The organism is Streptomyces sp. NL15-2K (assembly GCF_030551255.1).
Taxonomy (GTDB): Bacteria; Actinomycetota; Actinomycetes; order Streptomycetales; family Streptomycetaceae; genus Streptomyces.
Genome location: NZ_CP130630.1, coordinates 416,590 through 435,387, shown reverse-complemented (window position 1 = coordinate 435,387; position 18,798 = coordinate 416,590). Strand labels below are relative to the sequence as shown.

Below are 18,798 nucleotides of genomic sequence, written 5' to 3'. Positions count from 1 at the left end.
CGCCGACGTCCGTGCGGTGGCAGCCCCGGTTGGCGAGCAAGGTGGGTTGCGTCGCCGACCGTGGCTTGCGGGCCAGGTCGGTCAGTCCAGCTTCGCGACGATGTCAGCCACTTGCCCGGGCATCGACAGGAACGGCGAATGGGAGGAGTCGAGCGCGACCACCGAGGTCGGGTTGTCCGGGAAGGCCGCGTCCGCGTCGCTGATGAACTTCTGCTGGAGAGCGGGTCGGATGGCCATGTCGCGGGCGCAGGTGACGTAGGTGCGGGGTACCGAGCCCCAGCCGTCGTGAGTCAGCGTGGTGGCCCCCAGCGCGATGCCGGCCGGAGCGTCGGGGGACAGCAGCATGAGGGCGGCGTCCGCGACAGCCGGATCGACGTCACCGAAGAACGCGTCCCGCAGTTGCTGACGGTAGGCGGGTTCGTCCGACGCGATGTCGAGCCGCAGGGCACCGATCGCGGCGGGGTCGGCCCGAAGAGATGGTGCGACCAGCTCGCCCGCGTTCTCGGGCATCTGCACGCAGGCGATGGCTGGCACGCCCGAGGGCGGCATGAAAGCGGTCAGGTACACCGCGTGCGCCACCAGCTCGGGTGCCAGCTGCGCCGCCCGCGTCAACACGGCCCCGCCCATGCTGTGGGCGACCACCGTGACGGGCCCACCCTGGCCGACTTCCCTGATCTGGGAGACGAGCAGGTCGCCGGCCTGGTCGAGGTTCACCCCGGCGACCGGCGAGACCTCGGTGGCCACGGCCTCCGGGGCGAACGGGCGTCTGGTGAGGCACTGCGGTCGGCCGGCACGGAGCCCGTGCCCCGCCAGGTCCACCGCGACCGCCGGGCGGCCCTTGGCCGCCACACGCGCGATGACCTCACTCCAGCACCAGGACCCGTGCCAGTAGCCGTGCACGAAAATCAGCGGGGTGGAACCAGCGGACATGATCACTCCTTTGTGATGACCGGCTATCGGCTTCGGCCACCGGCTCGCATGGGGCCTCCGAGGTTCGGCCATGCCATACGGAGGACAACTGAGAGGATTGAAATGGATCGGCACTGCGCGCTCCACACGGATTCCGCCCGACGGAAGAACTCTCAGCTCTCCTGGCCGTCCGTCGTGAGCGGGTCCGCGCCTTGCCGCGCGGCTCGCAGCAGCCGCCGCAGACTGTCGGGAGTCACAGGGCATGGGTTCTTCGCCGGGACCACGTCCAGGATCGCGTGCACGGCGTCGTCGATATCGGCCTCGTCGAACCCATGGTCACGCAGCGCCCTCGGCGCTTCCACCGCACCGCGCAGCCGCTGCAGACCTCCCAGGGCCGACGCGGCGCCGAACGCTTCCGCGATCCGGCGTTCTGCCTGCGGTGCCGCGGATGCGTTGAACGCCGGCGGGTACGGCAACCCGGCCGGGTGGGCCACCACCGCCGGCAGTCCGGCGGTCAGCGCCGGGTCGGCGCGGCCGGTGGCCGTCCTCCGGCCTCGACACCGAGCGCGCACGAGCCCGGGATCACCGACCCGGGCCGGCTCACGGATGTGAGTCAGCATCTTGATCTGTGGACAGGGACGATCCGCAGCGCCTTCTCCTGCCTCGGCGAGCCGGTGGAAGTGGTCACCGTCGCGTCGCCTGACGACGCCACCGCGGTGTTCCGCATCACCAGCCCCCTGCTTGCCGATCAGCGGGCCGCCGTGCGGTTGCCGTTCCCTTGTCCCCATGACGGGTTCTTCCAGACCGACGACTGGGCCGCAACCGACCGGCACGAGTCGACGCTCACGGAGAGCCGGCCCGGGCACGCGCAGATCGCGCGGATCGCGGACGACACCCGATACACGGTCGCCGTCAGGTCCACGAACGGGGCCGTCACACCTGGAGCGGGCCCACATGTATTCCTCCTCACGACCGACGCGGATTCCGTGGATGTGGTCGTCACCTTCACGCCCGATCCGAGGCTGTGCGCGAATCCGACTTCGAGGCCGTCGCCGAGAGGGCCGCGCGGTCATGGGAGTCGTTCTGGATGTCGGGGGCGGCCATCGACCTCTCCGAGACCACCGACCCACGAGCGGGCGAGCTCGAACGCCGGGTCGTGCTGTCCCAGTACCTCACTCGCGTGCATTCGTGCGGGGCGATGCCTCCGGCGGAGACCGGGCTCGTGACCAACTCGTGGCAGGGCAAGAGCCACCTCGAGATGCACTTCTGGCACGCCGCGCATTTCGCCGCGTGGGGCCGCCCCGAGCTGCTCGAACAACCCCATGTCCTTCACCTCCTCGAGCTGGTGTGACCCGCCTCGAGCGGGAGCCGACGCGCGGAACTGATCGACGACTACGCCGAGATCGCTTCTGGAGACCGGCGGGTTCAGTCCGCAACTACGCCCTCGAATGCGGAGGGGAGTGTCCAGGGCGCGGCGCAGGGCGGCAGTGGTGCTCTGTCTGCCCTGCGTCATGAGGGGATGCCTTTCTGCTGTCACGTCGCTGTGGCGGGCCCGGTGTTACCAGGCGGGCATCATCGGCGCGGGGTAGCGGTCGCCGACCGCGCCGTTCGGCAGGAGCGAGCCGATCAGATCCAGCCCTTCGGGGGTGAAGGCGAGGTGCGCGGCGGCGACGTTCTCGGCCACGCGCTGTGCGCTGCGGGTGCCAGGGATCGGCACGATGTCCTGGCCTTGGGCCAGCAGCCAGCCGAGCGCCACCTGCGCCACTGTGCAGCCCTTCCACTCGGCGATCGCGCCCAGGTCACGGACCAGTGCCTGGTTGGTTTCGTAGTTGCCGGCCTGCCAGCGCGCGTCGTGGGCGCGCAGGTCGTTCGGCGGGCAGTCGGCGGCAGGCGTGGCTGTCCCGGTCAAGAAGCCGCGGCCGAGCGGGGAGTAGGCGACGAAGCCGATGCCCAGCTCGCGGACTGTCGGCAGCACCTCGGCCTCGACGGAGCGTTCGAACAGCGAGTACTCGGTCTGCAAGACCGAGACCGGGTGGACAGCGTGGGCGCGGCGGATGGCGTCCGGCCCGGCTTCGGACAGGCCGAAGAAGCGCACCTTGCCTTCGGCCACGAGCTCGCCGACGGTGCCGGCGACGTCCTCGATCGGCACGTTCGGGTCGGCGCGGTGTTGGTAGAGGACATCGATGTGGTCGGTGCCCAGGTGCCGCAGGCTTGCCTCTACGACCGCGCGGATGTGCTCAGGTCGGCTGTCGAGGGCGCGGCCGATGCGGCTCATGTCGGTCAGGTCGTAGCCGAACTTGGTAGCCAGGACCACCTCGTCGCGGAAGTCCTTGACCGCCCGCCCGAGGAGTTGCTCGCTCGTGCCGCTGCCCAGCCCGTACAGTTCGGCGGTGTCGAAGTGGGTGACGCCGAGCTCGAAGGCGCGGCGGATGGCGGCGATCCCGCCTTCGGGGTCGGCCGGGCCGTATCCCATGGTCATGCCCATCGTGCCCAGGCCCAGCGCTGAAGAGGTCAAGCCCTGCGAGCCGAGCGAGCGGACCGGCATGGCGTGCTCTGTATCGTGCTGTGCGTTCATGCCCCTGACGCTAGGGGCCAACGTATCCGCAGGTCATTGGGCAACATTCGCGTATGATTGCCTGATCGTCTCACCATGGCCGGCGTGTGGAGCGCTGACTGAGCAGTCGAGGGAACCGAATGCTGGACCGTCTCGCTCAGGCGATCACCGACCACCGCGACGGCCCGTGGTCCACCACCGCAGTGCCCCGGCTGTCGCTGGTCGCGACCGACGAGTTGCTGCCGCCCAGCCGTCTGCTGTACGAGCCGATGGTGAGCTTCATCGCCGCCGGCGCCAAGCACACCGTCGCGGGCTCGCAGAGCTGGCGCGTGCCCGGTGGCCGCATGCTTCTGAATACCGTGCGACTGCCGGTCACCGCGGTCTTTGAACAGGTGCCCTACCGCTCGGCGGTCCTGGCCCTGGACAAGCAGATCCTTACCGAACTGCTGCTGGAACTCGGCCCCGCCGCGCCGCCCCCGGCTGCCGAGCCCGCATGGCGGGCCACGGCCGGTATGCCCGCTGAATTGATCGACGCCGTGACCCGCCTGGTGCGCCTGCTGGATGCCCCCGACGACATCCCGGCCCTGGCGCCGCGCGTCGAAAGCGAGATCATCTACCGGCTGCTGACCGGCCCGCTCGGTCCGGCGCTGCGCCATGCCGCGGCAGCCCCGAGCACTCGGATCCGCGGCGTCATCACCTGGCTCGGCGAGCGCTTTGCCGAACCGGTGAGCATCGACCAGATCGCCGCCGAGGCCGGTATGAGCCCGGCGACCCTGCACCGCCATTTCAAGGCTGCGACCGGTATGAGCCCGCTGCGTTATCAGAAACATCTGCGGCTGCTGTCGGCCAGGCGCCAACTGCTGGCCGGCGACGCCACCGCCGCCCAGGTCGCCCACACCGTGGGATACACCAGCGCGACCCAGTTCAGCCGCGAATACCGGGCCTTCTACGGACTGCCGCCGGTCCAGGACATCACCCGCCTGCGCGCCGGTACTACATTCCGAAATCATGTGGCAGTGGGTCGCCTCGTCGGCGACAGTGGCTGATCAGGGCTTTGGTCTGGTGCTCCTGGCGCCATGGCGCATGGGTGATCGCGGCCGTGACACAGACGACGCGACTCAGGACGGTCGCGGCGAGCAGCCACGGATTGCCGCGGTCGACAGCGGCAGGACAACCGACGTCAGCAGGCCGCCACGCCTTCTCCGGGCGTCGCTGCTCCTGACGACGATCGAGCCCTTCACTGAGAAACCGGACGGTTTCGGACAGCGTCGGTCCCGACGGTGGTGAACCGCCGGGTCGCTCCGTGTCTGCGGCGCCCGAACGGTCTGGGATGCTGCGATGAGTCTGGGGCGTCCGTCTGGTCTGCCGCCGGCAAGGTGATCTTTCACTTCAGCATGTCGCTGGACGGGTTCGTGGCGGGCCCGAACCATGCCATGGACTGGCTGGCCGGCGTCACCGGCCGCGACGGCGCGGAAGAGGAGTACATCGAGACCACCGGTGCGGTCCTGGGCGGCCGATCCGGCTGCGACACGCCCACGGCTCACAGCCCTTTGCCGAGGTCGATGTGCGCTACCACCCCGTTGCACAAGCGTAGGAACCGCGGCGGCCCCGACCGGGCCGTTCAGGTTCTGGATCACAGGGCCCGGTAGCTGGGTCGGGCCTATCAGGACCGGCGGGGATGCGTGGACTTCGTCGACTTGGGGACGCGAACGGTGATCAGTGTGCCTGCTCCGAGCGCGGTGTCGATGATGAGTCCCATCCCCGGCCCATAGATTTGCCGCAGACGCAGGTCGACGTTGCGGAGCCCGACGTGAACTCCCTCCAACTCGCCGGCGAGGACGTCGCGGAGCCGGCTGGGGTCCATCCCCGCCCCGTTGTCCTCGACGGTCACGATCGTCATGGCTCCTTCATCCCGGGAGGTGATCGTGATGGTGCCCCGTCCTTCGCCGGACTCGATGCCGTGACGGACGGCGTTCTCCACCAGGGGCTGTAGGCACAGATGGGGGATCCTGGTGGTGAGGGACTGCGGGCTGATCTCCAGGCGAATCGTCAGCCGGTCTCCGAATCGGGCCCGTTCCAGGAGGAGGTAGCTGTCGATCGCCCTCAGCTCGTCCGCCAGCGACGTGAATGGTCCGCGATTCCGGAAGGAGTACCGGGTGAAGTCGGCGAACTCGGCGAGCAGCAGCCGTGCTCGCTCAGGGTCGGTGATCGTGAACGAGGAGATCACGTTGAGGGCGTTGTAGACGAAGTGCGGCCGGATCTGGGTCTTGAGCGCGAGGAGTTGCGCCTCGGTCTGTCGCTGCCGGGCATTCGTCAGTTCGGCACTGGCGAGTTGAGCCCCGATGAGCCTGGCGAGGGTGGCGACGGTGCGGCCCAGCCCACGGTCGGCGAGCGAGTTCAGCACCACAAGGTGGGCGACCAACCGGCCCTCGACGAGGATCTGGGACTCGACGACGTGAAACCCGTCGTGGCGGAGCGGTGCCCGTTCCGCGCCGCCACTCACCGCCACCCGAAGGGCTCGGTCCGCTCGGCCGTCAGCCGCGTCAACGGTGCTGACGCCGTCGCGGCCGACCAGCGCGACGCCTTCCACCGCGAGGCAGGCCCTGACCAGGTGCACCGCGCGTTCCACGTCGCGGCCCTCTAGGCCGACGCCGAACCCGACGAGAGCTCGGCCGAGGGCGTCGACCGAACTCCGGTCGTGGCCGGATCCGGGACGAGGACGTCGTCGGGCGAGCGCGACGCCGGCGAGGAGACCCACGGCGCACGCGGCCAGCCCGACGAGCATGAGCGCGACGAGTCCCGAGGCGCCCGGCGTCGTGTTCGCGGCGCTCATCGCTGCGTCCGGACGGGTACGGCGAGGCGCGTCTCCACGTCGTCGGGCCGGTGGATCTGATGGATGAACTGTTCCGCTGCCCGCACACCCACGGGTTTGAGCCGGGACACGACGACCACGACAGTGAAGACGAGCGGCACGGTCACCGCGGCCGGGTGGGCGAGGAGATCACCGAGCGCGCCGACCGGGCGCCCCAGAACGTAGTAGGCGACGGCCGCGCCCGCGACGAGGCCCGCGCCGACGGTGATCCCGGACACCGCCGCCGCCGCGGTGGCGCCCCGCCACCAGATGCCCAGCACGAGGACCGGGAACAGCGTCGATGCCGAGAACGCGAAGACGTACCCGACCGTGTCGGTGATGCTCTGGGACGCTGTGACGAGGGCCAGGACGAGGGGGAGGCCCGTCGCATACAGGGCGGAAAGCCTGAAGCGCCTCACGTCCGAACCGAACAGATCCTGGCTGACCACACCCGCCATGGTGATGACCAGTCCCGAGGAAGTGGCGATGAAGGCACCGAACGCCCCCGCGGCCACCATCGCCACGAGCACCTCCCGGAAAGGTCCCCCCACGAAGTACGGCAGGACGAGAACGAGCGAATCCGCACCGCCGTCGGCGACGACCTGCGGCACCGCCCACCGGCCGATGGCGCCGTAGGCGAAGGGGATCGCGTAGAACGTGCCGACGAGTGCCGTGGCGATCACGACGGTGCGTTGGGCGGAACGTCCGTCGGGGCTCGTGGCGAGCCGCAGGAGGACGTGCGGGAGCGCCGCCGCGCCGAGCAACAGCGATATGAGCAGTGAGACGGTCCCGTACGGGGACCTGGTGCTGAGCTCGGCCGGGGGCGTCGGGACCCTGGCCGGTGTGAACCCGCGTGCCGCCAGGGTGGCGACGATGAAGGCCAGAGGCACGAGCAGGCTCGCGACCTTGATCAGGTACTGCATGCCCTGCACGAGCGTGATCGACCGCATGCCCCCTGAGGCCACGGTCAGGCCCACGACTGTCGCGACGAGAACCGGGCCGGCCCAGCGGGGCGCACCGAGAACGGTCGTGGCGACCAGCCCGGCACCGTGCAGCTGCGGGACGATGTAGGCGCCACACACGATGACCACGACGACCGACACGGCGCGGCGCGCCGCCATCGAGTCGAAGCGGACCTGCGCGAAGTCGGAGAGGGTGTAGCCGTTCGAGCGCCGCAAGGGTGCGGCGATGAACAGCAGCAGCACGAGGTAGCCGCCGGTGTATCCGATGACGAGCCACAGGGCTTGGTCGTCACCTCCGGCGAAGAGGCCGGCGACACCGAGGAAGCTCGCCGCGGCGAGGTACTCGCCGCCGATGGCCGCGGCGTTCCACCAGGGCCGTACCGTGCGGGACGCGACGAAGAAGTCGCTCGTGGAGCGGGCGAGCCGCAAGCCGCGGATCCCGGCCATCACGGTCAGGCCCACCACCGCCGCGATAGCGAGCACCGCGGCCATCCCGGGTCTAGCGGGCATCATCGGCGCCCCTGGCCTCTCGCTCCTCGTGCCAGGTCTGCTCCAGCCTGCTGCTGCGGGCGTGGAACCACACCGCGATCCCGAAAACGGCGAGGAGCACGGCGGCCCCGGTGACCCCCCAGCGCACCAGTGCGTATGGGTCGGGCGCGCCACGCGGCGCGGCCCCGGCCAGGATATTGAGGACGGCCACGGCCAGCACCGCTGCGAGCGTCGCGGCACAGGTGAGCGCCAACCGCAGGCGGGAACGGATCAGTCTCCCGATGTGTTCCTCGCTGTCGCGCCGCTCGCCGGACAACGCGGCTCGGATCGGCGTTCCGAGGTCGGGGAGGGCCGCTTGGTCCGGAGCGGTGACACGGACCCGGCGCGCGGCGTCTGCTTCCCGTCGCGGCCGACCGTGGCCGCCGTGGTCAGGATGTGGGTCGAACACGCCGGGCTCTCAGAGCGCCTCGTAGCAGGGCAGTGCTGCGTCGGCTCACCGGCAGCTGGGTCTGCCCCACGACGACGCAACCAGTGGTCCCGGTGAAACGGACCTGGTCGATGTGCTGGAGCGCGACCAGGTACGAGCGATGGATGCGGACGAACCCGGCCTCGGCCCACTGCTCCGCGAGTGTGGAAATGGGAACGCGCGCGAGGAAGTCGGAACGAGCGGTGTGCAGTCGTACGTAGTCCCCCGACGCCTCGGCGTAGAGGATGTCGTCCTGGCGGACCATGCGGCTGATGTCGCCCTGATCGACCGTGACGAGCTGGGGCGGCGGTGGCGCGGGGAGGCGTCCGCCGAGCACCCGGTCCACCGCGTCCCGGACCCGGCTCTCGGTGATGGGTTTCAGTAGATAGTCGGTCGCCTGCACCTCGAACGCCGTGAGCGCCAGGCCGTCGTCCGCCGTCACGAAGACGATCGCGGGCGGCTCGGCGAACCTGTTGGTCACGCGGGCCAGGTCGATCCCGGTCAGCGACGGCATGTGGATGTCGAGGAACGCCGCGTCCACGTGATGGTCGTGCAGGAGGCGAAGGGCCTCGTTTCCCGAGGCTGCCGTATGGACCCGGCGGATCCGGCTGTCCCGGCGCAGGTGGTGGGCCAGCATGTCGACCGCCGGCAGTTCGTCGTCAACCACGAGGACATCAAGCGAGCCAACCACGGCATCCTCCGATCAGCCCTCTTGGGGGCGGAAGGCTGTGCGGAGGAGCGTATGTGCACAACTGGTAGGAGTGCTGCCACGGCGACTCCTGCTCGAAGGCCGCACTGGCAGCGATGACGTCGAGCTCGTGGTGGCGGCGGCCGGTGATCTGGATGCCCACCGGGAGCCCGCGCACGTGTCCGCCGGGCACCGACGCACTGGGGTGGCCGGTGAAGTTCGTCAGGTAGGACATGCACCAGCCGATGAGCGGATCGACGGCCTGCCCGTCGATCTCGGTCGGTCCCTGGGTGAACCCGTCCCTGGCGTTCTCCACGGGCATGCAGGCGAGCGTCGGCGCCACGAGGAGGTCGATATCGGCGAAGGTTCGTTCGAAGGCGTTGAAGACCTCGGAGCGCACCGTCTGGTCATTCAGGAGCTGTGCGATGGGCATCGAGGCCACCGTGTCCACCCACCGCATCATCGGCTTCGGCAGCTCCTCGGGACATTCGGAGCGCACGTCGACGCCTTGCTTCGCCAGCGCCTCGATGGCGGCGTAGGTGCCGATCGCGGTGAGTCGGCTCCATACGTCACTGAGGGTCCGCTGCGTGAAGGGGATCCGCGGGTCGACCTCGACGATGTCGGCACCAAGCCGCTCGAAGACGAGGATCGCGCGCTCGAACGCGGCCCGGACCTCTGAGTCGACGGGGAAGATCCCGTAGTCCGCGGTCACGCCGACCCGCACTCCACGCAGTCCCTCGTCCCGTGCCCGGTCATGGGCGGACAGGAAGTCCACGCGGTCGGTGAGCGCCGCCGGGTCGGCGGCGTCGAAGCCGTGCAGGACGTCCATGGTGAAAGCCGCGTCACCGACGGTCCGGGTGATCGGCCCCTCGAAGAAGTAGGGGCCCGGGCCGAAGAGGTTCGAGGGCGCCGGGAACGGCAGCCGGCCGGGGCTGGGCTGGAAGCCGAACGTCCCGCACCACGCGGAAGGAATCCTGATCGACCCCCCGACGTCCGTCGCGCCGGCGACCGGCACGTATCCGGCCGCGACCGCTGCCGCGCTGCCACCCGAGGACCCACCCGCGTTCCGCCGTGGATCGAAGGGATTGCGGCACGGACCGAACGCCACACTGTCGGTGGTGCCGCGGAAACCGAACACGGAGCTGTTGGTGGTCCCCAGCAGGATCGCTCCGGCGGCCTCCAGCCGGCGGGGGAAGTTCGTCGTGTGCCGGGCCGGATTGTCCCGGAGGACGCTCAGCCCGCTGGAGACGGGCCAGCCCTCCTTGGCGCTGAAGGAGTCCTTGATCAGGGCCGGGACCCCGGTCAGCGGTCCGGGGTCGGCGCCGTTCACGAGCAGCCGCTCCATGTCCCGTGCCCGCACCATCGCCTCGTCGAACGCGGCGAAGACCACGGCATTCAGCACGTCGTTCGAGTCGCTGATCCGGGTGATCGCCGCATCGACGACCTCCGTGGGGGCGAGCTCGCCGGAACGGACGAGCTCGGCGGTGCGGCGAGCACTCAACCGGCCGAGTTCCTGTGCGGTCAGGCTCCTCATCAGTCTTCCTGTTCGTCCATGGTCCGTGGATCGTGACGTCCGGTACACCTCACCGGCTGTCAGTGGGCGCGCGCCTCCTCGGCGCCGAGCCCGGACAGGGCCCGCACATCCATCTCTGCCGACTTGACGGGGTCCTCGCCCGAGCGGCCCACGACGGAGCCGAGCCATCCGAGCACGAAAGCGAGGGGGATGGACACGACCCCGGGGTTGTTCAACGGGAAGATCGCGAAGTCCACCCCGGGGAGCATGGACTTCGGCGTCCCGGACATGACGGGCGAGAAAACGATCAGGATGACCGAGGTGCCCAGCCCGCCGTACATGCTCAGCAGCGCACCGCGAGTCGTGAACCGCTTCCAGTAGAGCGAGTACAGAAGGGTGGGCAGGTTCGCGCTGGCGGCCACCGCGAACGCGAGCGCGATCAGGAAGGCCACGTTCTGGCCCTTCGCGGCGATGCCGCCGATGATGGCCAGGACACCGATCACCACGACGGTGCGCTTGGCGACCCGGACCTCGGTCCGGGAGTCGACCGCACCCTTGCGGATGATCGTCGCGTAGATGTCGTGGGCGAACGAGGTGGCGGCCGTGATCGTCAGGCCGGCGACCACGGCGAGGAGCGTCGCGAAGGCGACCGCGGAGATGAACCCGAGGAGCACAGGTCCGCCGAGTTCGTACGCGAGCATGGTGACCGCCGAGTTGGCGCCGCCCGGAGCGGCAGCGATGCGATCGGGTCCGATGAGCGCTGCGGCGGCGTAGCCGAGGACGAGCGTGAAGAGGTAGAACAGGCCGATCTGGAAGATCGACCACACCACCGAACGCCGTGCGTCCCGCGCGGTCGGCACGGTGTAGAACCGCATCAGCACGTGCGGAAGCGCCGCGGTGCCCAGGACGAGTGCCACAGCGAGGGAGACGAAGTCGAGCTTCGAGTTCGGCGAGGCGCCGTACTGATTGCCTGGGGCGAGAAGATCGATCCCCGTCTCGGCCTTCGTCCTCGCGGCCGCCTCACCCAGCAGCTGCGAAAAGTCGAAGCCGAAGCGGGCGAGAGCCCAGACGGTCATGACACCGGCACCGCCGATCAGCAGTACGGCCTTGATGATCTGCACCCACGTGGTCCCCTTCATCCCTCCGACGAGGACGTACACGATCATGAGCCCTCCGACGGCACTGATCGCGATGATCTGACCGAGGTCGTCGTGGATGCCCAGCAGGAGCGACACCAGTGCACCGGCCCCGGCCATCTGGGCCAGAAGGTAGAATAGACAGACGGTCAGCGTGCTGACGGCGGCAGCCATCCGGACCGGCCGCTGCCGAAGACGGAACGACAGGACGTCGGCCATCGTGAATCTGCCGGCATTGCGCACGAGCTCCGCGACCAGGAGCAACGCCACCACCCAAGCGACGAGGAACCCGATCGAATACATGAATCCGTCGTAGCCGAAGACGGCGATCGCCCCTACGACGCCCATGAGTGACGCCGCGCCCAGATAGTCACCGCTGATCGCGAGACCGTTCTGCCCGCCGGTGAAAGAACGGCCGCCCGCGTAGAAGTCCTCGGCGCTGCGACTACCCCCTCGTGACACCTTCCAGACGATGACGAGCGACGCCACGACGAACACGGCGAAGATCGAGAGGTTCAGAACCGGGTTCGCCGGCGCTGCCCCTCCGGCAGAGAGAAACGACGGGCTGTTCATCGGGTGCCTTCCTGGTCCGGGTCGTGGGTGACCTCTGCTTCAGCGCGCAACCGAGCGATGGCGGGATCGAGCTTCTGGTTCGCGTACGCGACGTACGCGAGCGTGACCAGGAACGTCGTCACGATCTGGAGGAGTCCGAGGACGATGCCCATCGTGACGTTCCCGAGCACCTTGATGGACATGAAGGACTCAGCACTTACCGCGAGGGCCGTGTAGCCGCCGTACCAGACGAGTGCCACAGCGGTCACCGGCAGGACGAACCTTCGATGCCTGGACTTGAGCGTGCGGAACTGGACGGAATTCTGTGCTTCCTGGTAGTCCACGCCGGAACCGCGTTCCGTCATGTCCTGCGTCGGGTTCGACATGGGATCCTCCCGAAAAGATCAAGCAAGCCTTGCTTGATCCCGTCCCTGGATGTGTTGGCGGCCACCTTCCCCTGGCGAGGGCGCCCTCGACCCCGGAACCGCCCGGGAACGCGACACGCGGAGCCACCTGCGCGACGAGCGGATACGCAACGGCGACGAGCGGACGACCGGAGCCCGACGGCTCCTTCCCCAGCGGATGTCGCGGCCGGCGAATTCTGCTTGGCCCGGCTCCAGCCCCGACAGCCCGGTCTTCGCCGCACCGGCTGATCAAGGCGCCCACGGCCTCTCAGGGGGATCGCTGGGGTACGTCACCAGCGGCGCCCTGCCGGTCGTCGTACTTCTCGGCGAGTCCGCGGAAGCGCCAGATGGCGGCGGCGCAGAGCCAGGAGATCGCGAAGATGGCGACCACGATGTAGCCGAGCAGTTCGAAGTGGTCGGCCAGGGAGGCGTAGGCAGTGACGAGACCCCCGGCTCCGGTGGCGTCGGCGACGAGCCCCGCGACGTAGACACTGGAGATGAACGCGGCCACGGCCACGGTCATGCCGGTGGTGGCGATGTTGTAGTAGAGCCTGCGGGCGGGGCTGCGGTACGCCCACGAGTACAGGCGGGTCATCAGCATGCTGTCGGCGGTGTCGAAGGCGCTCATTCCCGCGGCGAAGAGCAGCGGGAGGGAGAGGACGGCGAGGGTCGGCAGGCCGGACCCGTGGGCGGCGGCGCTGGCGGACAGGGCGAGCAGGGTGATCTCGCTGGCGGTTTCCAGACCGAGGCCGAAGAGAATGCCGACCGGGTACATGTGCCATGACGAACGGATCAGCCCGCGGGCGCGGCGGCCGAGGAGGCGGTTCATCAGGCCGCGGTTGAGCAGTTGCAGATCGAGCTCGCCCTGGTCCAGCCGGCTCTCCGCCATACGCCGCCACAGGCCGACGATGCCGGTCAGCACCATGAGGTTGAGCACGGCGACGAGCAGCAGGAACACCATGGCCACGATCTGCGAGACCAGGCCGCCGACGTGGCGGAAGGTGCCGATGCCCGAACCGGCGGCGCCTGCGGCGAGGGCGACGACGAAGGCGAGGGCGAGGACCACGGTGGAGTGGCCCATGGCGAAGAAGAAGCCCACACCGACGGGTCTGCGTCCGCGTTGCATCATCAGTCTGGTGGTGTCGTCGATGGCGGCGATGTGGTCGGCGTCGAAGGCATGCCGCATCCCGAGTGTGTAGGCGAGGGTTCCGGCTCCGGCGAAGGCCCCGGCGCCGGCCGGGCTGCCGGCGTAGAAGAGGTACAGGCTCCATCCGATGACGTGCAGGGCGGCGATGACGCCGACGATGCCCGTGATGCGCAGCCGTTCGGCGCGGGTCCATCGGCCGGCGGTGATGGTCGTTGTGGTCACACACACATCCTTGGCAGGGGCACCGCGCGGTGCCGTCGTCAGCAGTGAGAAGGGGCGGGCCGCACCCGCTGGTCGTGAGTCACTCGTGAGTCACTCGCGGGTGCGGCCCTGGCGGACGGGACGGAACGGACGTCCTGGTGGTCCGGGCCTTGGAGCGGGTTACGCCCCGAGCAGGGCACGCATCTCGTCCTCGGCGACCAGGTCGTGTTCGACCAGTACGCGTTCGAGCGCCGCGAGCCAGTGCTCGTAGTACTGCCAGCTGCCCTGCTCGGTCGCGGAGGTGGCCTCCCATGCGCCGATGGCGGCGATGAGCCGCTGCTGGAACGCGTCCCAGGGGTAGTGGCCGAACTCCGACAGGGCGACGGCGACGCCGAACGCCCGGCGCTGCCAGTCGGCGTCGAAGGTGGGCGCGTTCATGTCGGTGACGCAGGCGTCGTGCAGGGGTGAGGTGGGCGCGGTGGTGGCGGTGGCCTCCATGGGATTTCCTTTCTGTGGTGTCCGGGTGCGGCTCAGGCGGCGGGTGAGGGAACCTCGGCGATGCCGATCATCGATTCGGTGGTGACCAGGGCGGCGAGTTCCTCCTCGGTCATGCCGTCGGTTCCGGCGGGCCGCTGCGGAACGACGAACCAGCGAGAATGACCGCTGCTGTCCCACACCCGCAGTTCGACGGACGGGTCGAGGTCCAGGCCGGTCTCCTTGAGCACCACACGGGGCTCCCGGGCCGCGCGGGCGCGGAAGGTCGGGTCCTTGTACCAGTACGGCGGGAGGCCGAGCACGGGCCAGGGGAAACAGGAGCACAGGGTGCAGATGACCAGGTTGTGCACGCCGGGAGTATTGGCCACGGCCTGCAGGTGTTCGCCTTCGGCGCCGTCCATGCCGATGGGGAGGGCGAGTTCGGCGACGGCGGCCGGTGTGTCCTTGACGAGTCGTTCCGCGAACTCCGGGTCGGTCCAGGCACGGGCGACGATCTTGGCTCCGTTGAGCGGCGTCATGTCGGTCTCGAAGTAGCCGAGCACCTTGTCGACGGTGGCGCCGGTGATCACACCCTTCTCGATGAGCAGGGCTTCCAGTGCTCGCACACGGGCGGCGCTGCGGGCTTCGCGGTCCTCGGGGTAGCCGAACTGCACGGTCACTGCTGTTCCTCCATCGCGTGGGTGAGGTAGGCCTGGTAGAGCTCGCCGTAGAGCACGGCGCCGGGTTCGGCGAGTTCTCCCCAGAGGTCGGTCGGTTCGAAGCGGACGGCGTAGACGGGCATGGGCTCGCCGATGCCGTCGGGGCCGGTGGAGCAGAAGTAGCCGTAGTTGCCTTCGAAGACGCGCTCCACGGTGCCGGTGCGGCCGCGCAGGTTGCCCGGCAGCCGGGTGTGTTCGGTGGGCGGCACGTCCGTGACGGTCACCCGGTCACCGACGGCGAAAGCCGGGGACCCGGCCGGACCCTGGCGAGGGGAGTCGCCCTCGCGCAGATAGCGGATGACCTGGTCGTCGATGCGCTCGTCCCCGCCCTCGGGCAGGTCGAGTCCCGGATCCTGGAGATACTCCGCGGCCTTCGCCTCCAACTCCTCCTCGGTGATGTAGCCCTGGGAGACGAAGAACCCGCCGATGCCGCCGAGCCACTTCTCGTAGTAGCGGTACTGGAAGTAGGCGAAGGGATGCATCGCCTCGGCGCCCTTGCGCAGGTCCGCCCAGGTCCAGACGGAGGAGAAGGCGCTGGGCACGTCCTCGACCGGGTACTGGGGCACAGCGTCGCCGAGGTGGGCGCTGAGGCCCATCATCGCGACGTGGATGCCGAAGATGCGCTGCTCCCAGTCCTCGACGAAGACACGGGGCTCGTAGGCCACGGGGCCGAGGTTCTCCAGACCCCCCAGATGGTGCTGAAGCTTCATGACTGCCCTTCCAGGGTCGGCTCGGCGGCCGGGCGTGCGGTCATCGCGGCTCCCCAGTACTCCGAGGCGATGCCGAACACCGCGCCCAGAACCATGGACAGCGCCGCGACGAGCGCCGGGTTGCTGATGGATGCGGTGGTGATGTCGTGGCCGGTGGCGGCCACGGTGCCGACCGTGGAGGCGAACCCCCACACGATGGCCGGGAGTTTCGAGAGCAGAGGGATCTTCGACGCCTGCACCATGGCGGCGCTGCCCACACCCACGGCGATGGCGGCGATGGCGGTGCCACCGCCCAGCGCGTGGATGACCAACAGCGTGAGCGAGGCGATGACAATGCCGGTCAGGTTCGAGGCGATCGATCTCGCCATGCCGTCGGTGCCGGCTCCGAGAATGAAGAAGGAGGCCCAGGCAATGAAGATGACCCAGACCGGAACGGTCAGGACGGTTGCGGTCATCAGCGTGGCGACTCCGCCGAGCACGCCGATGCTGATCGACAAAGCATTTAGCTGGCGCATGGCCAAACCACTCCTCTGACGCCGGGTTCTCATGGCCCGGCGGAATTCGTGCCCGAATATGGGCAGGCGATAATTGGCCCGCTGAGGGGCGGAAAAGAATGGGAATCCATGGCGTGAAAGTTGCGCATGAAGGCCCGGTCGTCGGTGCCGAATCCGGTACTTCGCGTCCTTCGATTCGGACATGGACAGGCATGCTTCTTCGGCTTCTGCTGCCGAATACGCCCTGGCAGGGCACCCTCTCGACCGCAGTTACCTCGGTGCCAATTGTGTCGGCTATGGCGCGGTGAGACATCAATAGGTTCCGGCCGCCGTGTTTCACGCAAGTTAACGATGGCTGAATAAATGGTGTCCGGAATTGACGGAGGCGGCCTTGCCGTGTCAACGCAAAAAAAGCCGCCCAGGCCTGTCGGTGAGGCCATGGGAGGCTGCAAGATCGATATGAGCACTGGACCAATCAGGTCTTCGTGCGGTTAGTATTCCTCACCCGGTATTTCCGGGAACCCGGATACCCGGCCGGGTGGTTTGCTCGGCTTCCACGTTCCCGTGTGGCGGGACAGGAGCCAAGGGCTGCAACGGACACACGAGCCACGATTTCGGACACGAGGGCAAGCCTCGCTCCACTGAGGAGGTCGGAGTATGAACCGGAGTATCGCGGCCGTGGACCGCGGCGCCGAGCGGACCATGGTCTTCGTCCTGTACGACAAGGTGACGCTGCAGGACGTGGCGGCGCCGCTGGAGATCTTCGCCCGGGCCAACGACTTCGGGGCCCGCTACCGGGTGCTGCTGATCTCGCCCACGGGGCAACCGGTCGGGACGACCGCGTTCACCCGGCTGAGCGCGGACATTCCAGTGACCGACGCTCCCGACTCCATCGACACCCTCCTGGTGCCGGGAGGTGTACCGGCTGACTTCACGTTCGCTCCGGGCACGCACGACATACCGGAGGAGCTGACCCCGGACACGGTCCCCGAGGCGCTGGCGATGGTCCAGGAGCTGGCGCCCCGGGCATCGCGGATCGCCTCCGTCTGTACCGGGGCCTTCGTGCTGGCCGCCCTCGGGCTGTTGGACGGACGCCGAGCGACGACCCACTGGGCGCACTGCGCGCGACTTGCCCGGGAGTACCCCCGTATCAAGGTGGATCTGGACGCCCTCTTCGTCCAGGACGGCCCCTTCGTCACCGGTGCCGGCATCAGCGCGGGCACCGACATGGCCCTGGCCATCGTCGAGAACGACTACGGCACCGACGTCGCCCGCAGGGTCGCCCGGTGGATGGTTGTCTTCCTGCAACGCCCGGGCGGCCAGGCCCAGTTCAGCGTCTGGTCCGAGGCGGGCGCCCCCACCACACGCGGCCTGCGCCAGGTCCTGGACGCAGTGGTCCTCGAACCGGCCGCGGACCACTCGACTGCCGCCATGGCCGCCCGCGCCGCGGTGAGCGAACGCCATCTGGCGCGGATGTTCCGCGACGAGGTGGGCATGACGCCGGCCCGCTACGTGGAGCAGACCCGGCTGGAGGCGGCCAAGCTTCTCCTGGTGACCGGCGGCGAGGGCCAGGAGTCCGTCGCACGGCGTGCCGGCTTCGGCTCCCCGGAGACGATGAGACGGATCTTCCGCCGCAACCTCGGAGTCTCGCCGGGCGGCTACCGCAGCCGGTTCCGTACCACCGGCATCGACCGCCAGGAGACAGAGCCCGACCAGGATGATTGATCCGGTGATGTCCTCACCCCCGGGCCGTACTGCGATCCGTCCGCTGTGCCGGCAACCTGCCTGACCTGCCGGAAGCCCAGATCGAACTTCTTCGCGCACTGGCCGCCCATCCGGGAACCACTCCCCGAGCCGTGGCCACCGAGCTGTCGGATGGCCCCGTCCACCGTCAGCAACCTGGTGAAGACCATGATCGCCTCCGGCCTGGTCGAGCGCCACCCCTCCCCGCACGACCTGCGCACCGTCGGCCTCACGGCCACTGCCGCCGCCCTGGAACTCCTGGACCGCTACGACCGCACCAGCAGCGCAGCCCTGGCCGCCGCCATCGCCGAACTCGGGGCACTCGACGAAGCGGTGCTCTCCCGGGCTCTCCCGGTTATGGAACGGCTTCTCGCCGCTGCAGGAAACGCCTGACCGCCCTGAAGGGTGACACATCGTGACCACGTGCCGATGGTCTGCAAAGCGCCGGCGCAGCCGCCTTCGTTCTGCGGGACGACGTCGGGCCGAGTGCACAGCCGATACGTACGCCGCCGCGCCGACACCGCAGTCGCCGGGCGTCCGGGTGATCGCGTTACAGGTCCGTCGGTTCGCTGCCGCGACAGCCCCTGCCGGCAGGCCACGTTCGCCGAGCAGGTCAACGGACTCACCTTCCGGCACGGGCGGCGAAGCACCGGGCTGCAGACGGTGCTGCAGCAGGGGGGGCTCGGGATGGACGAGTTTGCCCTGCGCAAAAGGACGCAACCACGGCACGATCTGGTGAACATCGACACGCGCCGTCCGGTTGATCTGCCGTGACCGGTCCACCGC

20 protein-coding genes are annotated in these 18,798 nt (G+C 69.1%); 5 read left to right on the top strand and 15 right to left on the bottom strand.

What is annotated here, in order from left to right:
• Positions 1-81: 81 nt before the first annotated feature.
• The gene (locus Q4V64_RS01845) at positions 82-930 is read right to left on the bottom strand and encodes an alpha/beta fold hydrolase (RefSeq protein WP_253267488.1); all 849 of its coding nucleotides are present in this window, start codon (positions 928-930) and stop codon (positions 82-84) included.
• A 152-nt stretch (positions 931-1,082) separates the two neighbouring features.
• Complete coding sequence (locus tag Q4V64_RS01840) at positions 1,083-1,529, bottom strand: iron-containing alcohol dehydrogenase (RefSeq protein ID WP_216377729.1); 447 nt, start codon at positions 1,527-1,529, stop codon at positions 1,083-1,085.
• Between the two features lie 404 nt (positions 1,530-1,933).
• On the opposite strand from Q4V64_RS01840, the gene Q4V64_RS01835 reads away from it, so the two are divergent.
• Positions 1,934-2,260: a hypothetical protein gene (locus Q4V64_RS01835; protein WP_124445323.1), complete on the top strand. Its 327-nt coding sequence runs from the start codon at positions 1,934-1,936 to the stop codon at positions 2,258-2,260.
• Positions 2,261-2,467: 207 nt separating this feature from the next.
• Here Q4V64_RS01835 and Q4V64_RS01830 read toward each other — a convergent pair whose 3' ends face one another.
• Complete coding sequence (locus Q4V64_RS01830) at positions 2,468-3,484, bottom strand: aldo/keto reductase (RefSeq protein WP_253267489.1); 1,017 nt, start codon at positions 3,482-3,484, stop codon at positions 2,468-2,470.
• Positions 3,485-3,603: 119 nt separating this feature from the next.
• Here Q4V64_RS01830 and Q4V64_RS01825 point away from each other — a divergent pair, with 119 nt between their 5' ends.
• Entirely contained in the window at positions 3,604-4,509 is a 906-nt protein-coding gene (locus Q4V64_RS01825) for an AraC family transcriptional regulator (RefSeq protein WP_124445324.1), read from the top strand.
• Between the two features lie 617 nt (positions 4,510-5,126).
• On the opposite strand, the gene Q4V64_RS01815 is transcribed toward Q4V64_RS01825, so the two are convergent.
• The 12 genes from Q4V64_RS01815 to Q4V64_RS01760 form a co-directional block, all read right to left on the bottom strand.
• Positions 5,127-6,296 carry a sensor histidine kinase gene (locus Q4V64_RS01815; protein ID WP_216377730.1) on the bottom strand — a complete coding sequence of 390 codons (1,170 nt, stop codon included), beginning with the start codon at positions 6,294-6,296 and terminating at the stop codon, positions 5,127-5,129.
• Positions 6,293-7,789, bottom strand: a complete 1,497-nt coding sequence (locus Q4V64_RS01810) for a cation acetate symporter (protein WP_124445325.1) — start codon at positions 7,787-7,789, stop codon at positions 6,293-6,295. Before Q4V64_RS01810 ends, Q4V64_RS01815 begins: the two co-directional genes overlap by 4 nt.
• The gene (locus Q4V64_RS01805) at positions 7,776-8,213 is read right to left on the bottom strand and encodes a hypothetical protein (protein ID WP_124445326.1); all 438 of its coding nucleotides are present in this window, start codon (positions 8,211-8,213) and stop codon (positions 7,776-7,778) included. Before Q4V64_RS01805 ends, Q4V64_RS01810 begins: the two co-directional genes overlap by 14 nt.
• Positions 8,194-8,898, bottom strand: coding sequence for a response regulator transcription factor (locus tag Q4V64_RS01800; protein WP_253267490.1), 705 nt, complete (start codon positions 8,896-8,898; stop codon positions 8,194-8,196). The genes Q4V64_RS01805 and Q4V64_RS01800 overlap by 20 nt, the downstream gene beginning before the upstream one ends.
• Before the next feature lie 7 nt (positions 8,899-8,905).
• Complete coding sequence (locus tag Q4V64_RS01795; RefSeq protein WP_124445327.1) at positions 8,906-10,453, bottom strand: amidase; 1,548 nt, start codon at positions 10,451-10,453, stop codon at positions 8,906-8,908.
• A gap of 59 nt (positions 10,454-10,512) precedes the next feature.
• Positions 10,513-12,141 (bottom strand): cation acetate symporter, encoded by a 1,629-nt coding sequence (locus Q4V64_RS01790; RefSeq protein WP_124445328.1) that lies wholly within the window; start codon positions 12,139-12,141, stop codon positions 10,513-10,515.
• The gene (locus Q4V64_RS01785; protein WP_124445329.1) at positions 12,138-12,506 is read right to left on the bottom strand and encodes a DUF485 domain-containing protein; all 369 of its coding nucleotides are present in this window, start codon (positions 12,504-12,506) and stop codon (positions 12,138-12,140) included. The genes Q4V64_RS01790 and Q4V64_RS01785 overlap by 4 nt, the downstream gene beginning before the upstream one ends.
• 286 nt (positions 12,507-12,792) lie before the next feature.
• Complete coding sequence (locus Q4V64_RS01780; protein ID WP_124445330.1) at positions 12,793-13,893, bottom strand: HoxN/HupN/NixA family nickel/cobalt transporter; 1,101 nt, start codon at positions 13,891-13,893, stop codon at positions 12,793-12,795.
• Positions 13,894-14,052: 159 nt separating this feature from the next.
• A complete protein-coding gene (locus Q4V64_RS01775) occupies positions 14,053-14,370 on the bottom strand; it encodes a nitrile hydratase accessory protein (RefSeq protein WP_124445331.1) in 318 nt (105 codons plus the stop codon).
• Positions 14,371-14,402: 32 nt separating this feature from the next.
• Positions 14,403-15,026, bottom strand: a complete 624-nt coding sequence (gene nthA / locus Q4V64_RS01770) for a nitrile hydratase subunit alpha (RefSeq protein WP_124445332.1) — start codon at positions 15,024-15,026, stop codon at positions 14,403-14,405.
• On the bottom strand, positions 15,023-15,775 hold the full coding sequence (gene nthB, locus Q4V64_RS01765; protein ID WP_124445333.1) for a nitrile hydratase subunit beta: 753 nt from the start codon (positions 15,773-15,775) through the stop codon (positions 15,023-15,025). Before nthB ends, nthA begins: the two co-directional genes overlap by 4 nt.
• Positions 15,772-16,290 (bottom strand): DUF1097 domain-containing protein, encoded by a 519-nt coding sequence (locus Q4V64_RS01760; RefSeq protein WP_124445429.1) that lies wholly within the window; start codon positions 16,288-16,290, stop codon positions 15,772-15,774. The genes nthB and Q4V64_RS01760 overlap by 4 nt, the downstream gene beginning before the upstream one ends.
• Positions 16,291-16,926: 636 nt before the next feature.
• Here Q4V64_RS01760 and Q4V64_RS01755 point away from each other — a divergent pair.
• From Q4V64_RS01755 to Q4V64_RS01745, 3 genes are all read left to right on the top strand, one after another.
• Entirely contained in the window at positions 16,927-17,994 is a 1,068-nt protein-coding gene (locus Q4V64_RS01755; protein WP_253267491.1) for a helix-turn-helix domain-containing protein, read from the top strand.
• Between the two features lie 150 nt (positions 17,995-18,144).
• The gene (locus Q4V64_RS01750) at positions 18,145-18,405 is read left to right on the top strand and encodes a MarR family winged helix-turn-helix transcriptional regulator (RefSeq protein ID WP_253267492.1); all 261 of its coding nucleotides are present in this window, start codon (positions 18,145-18,147) and stop codon (positions 18,403-18,405) included.
• A 30-nt stretch (positions 18,406-18,435) separates the two neighbouring features.
• Positions 18,436-18,786 carry a hypothetical protein gene (locus Q4V64_RS01745; protein WP_124445334.1) on the top strand — a complete coding sequence of 117 codons (351 nt, stop codon included), beginning with the start codon at positions 18,436-18,438 and terminating at the stop codon, positions 18,784-18,786.
• Positions 18,787-18,798 lie beyond the last annotated feature (12 nt).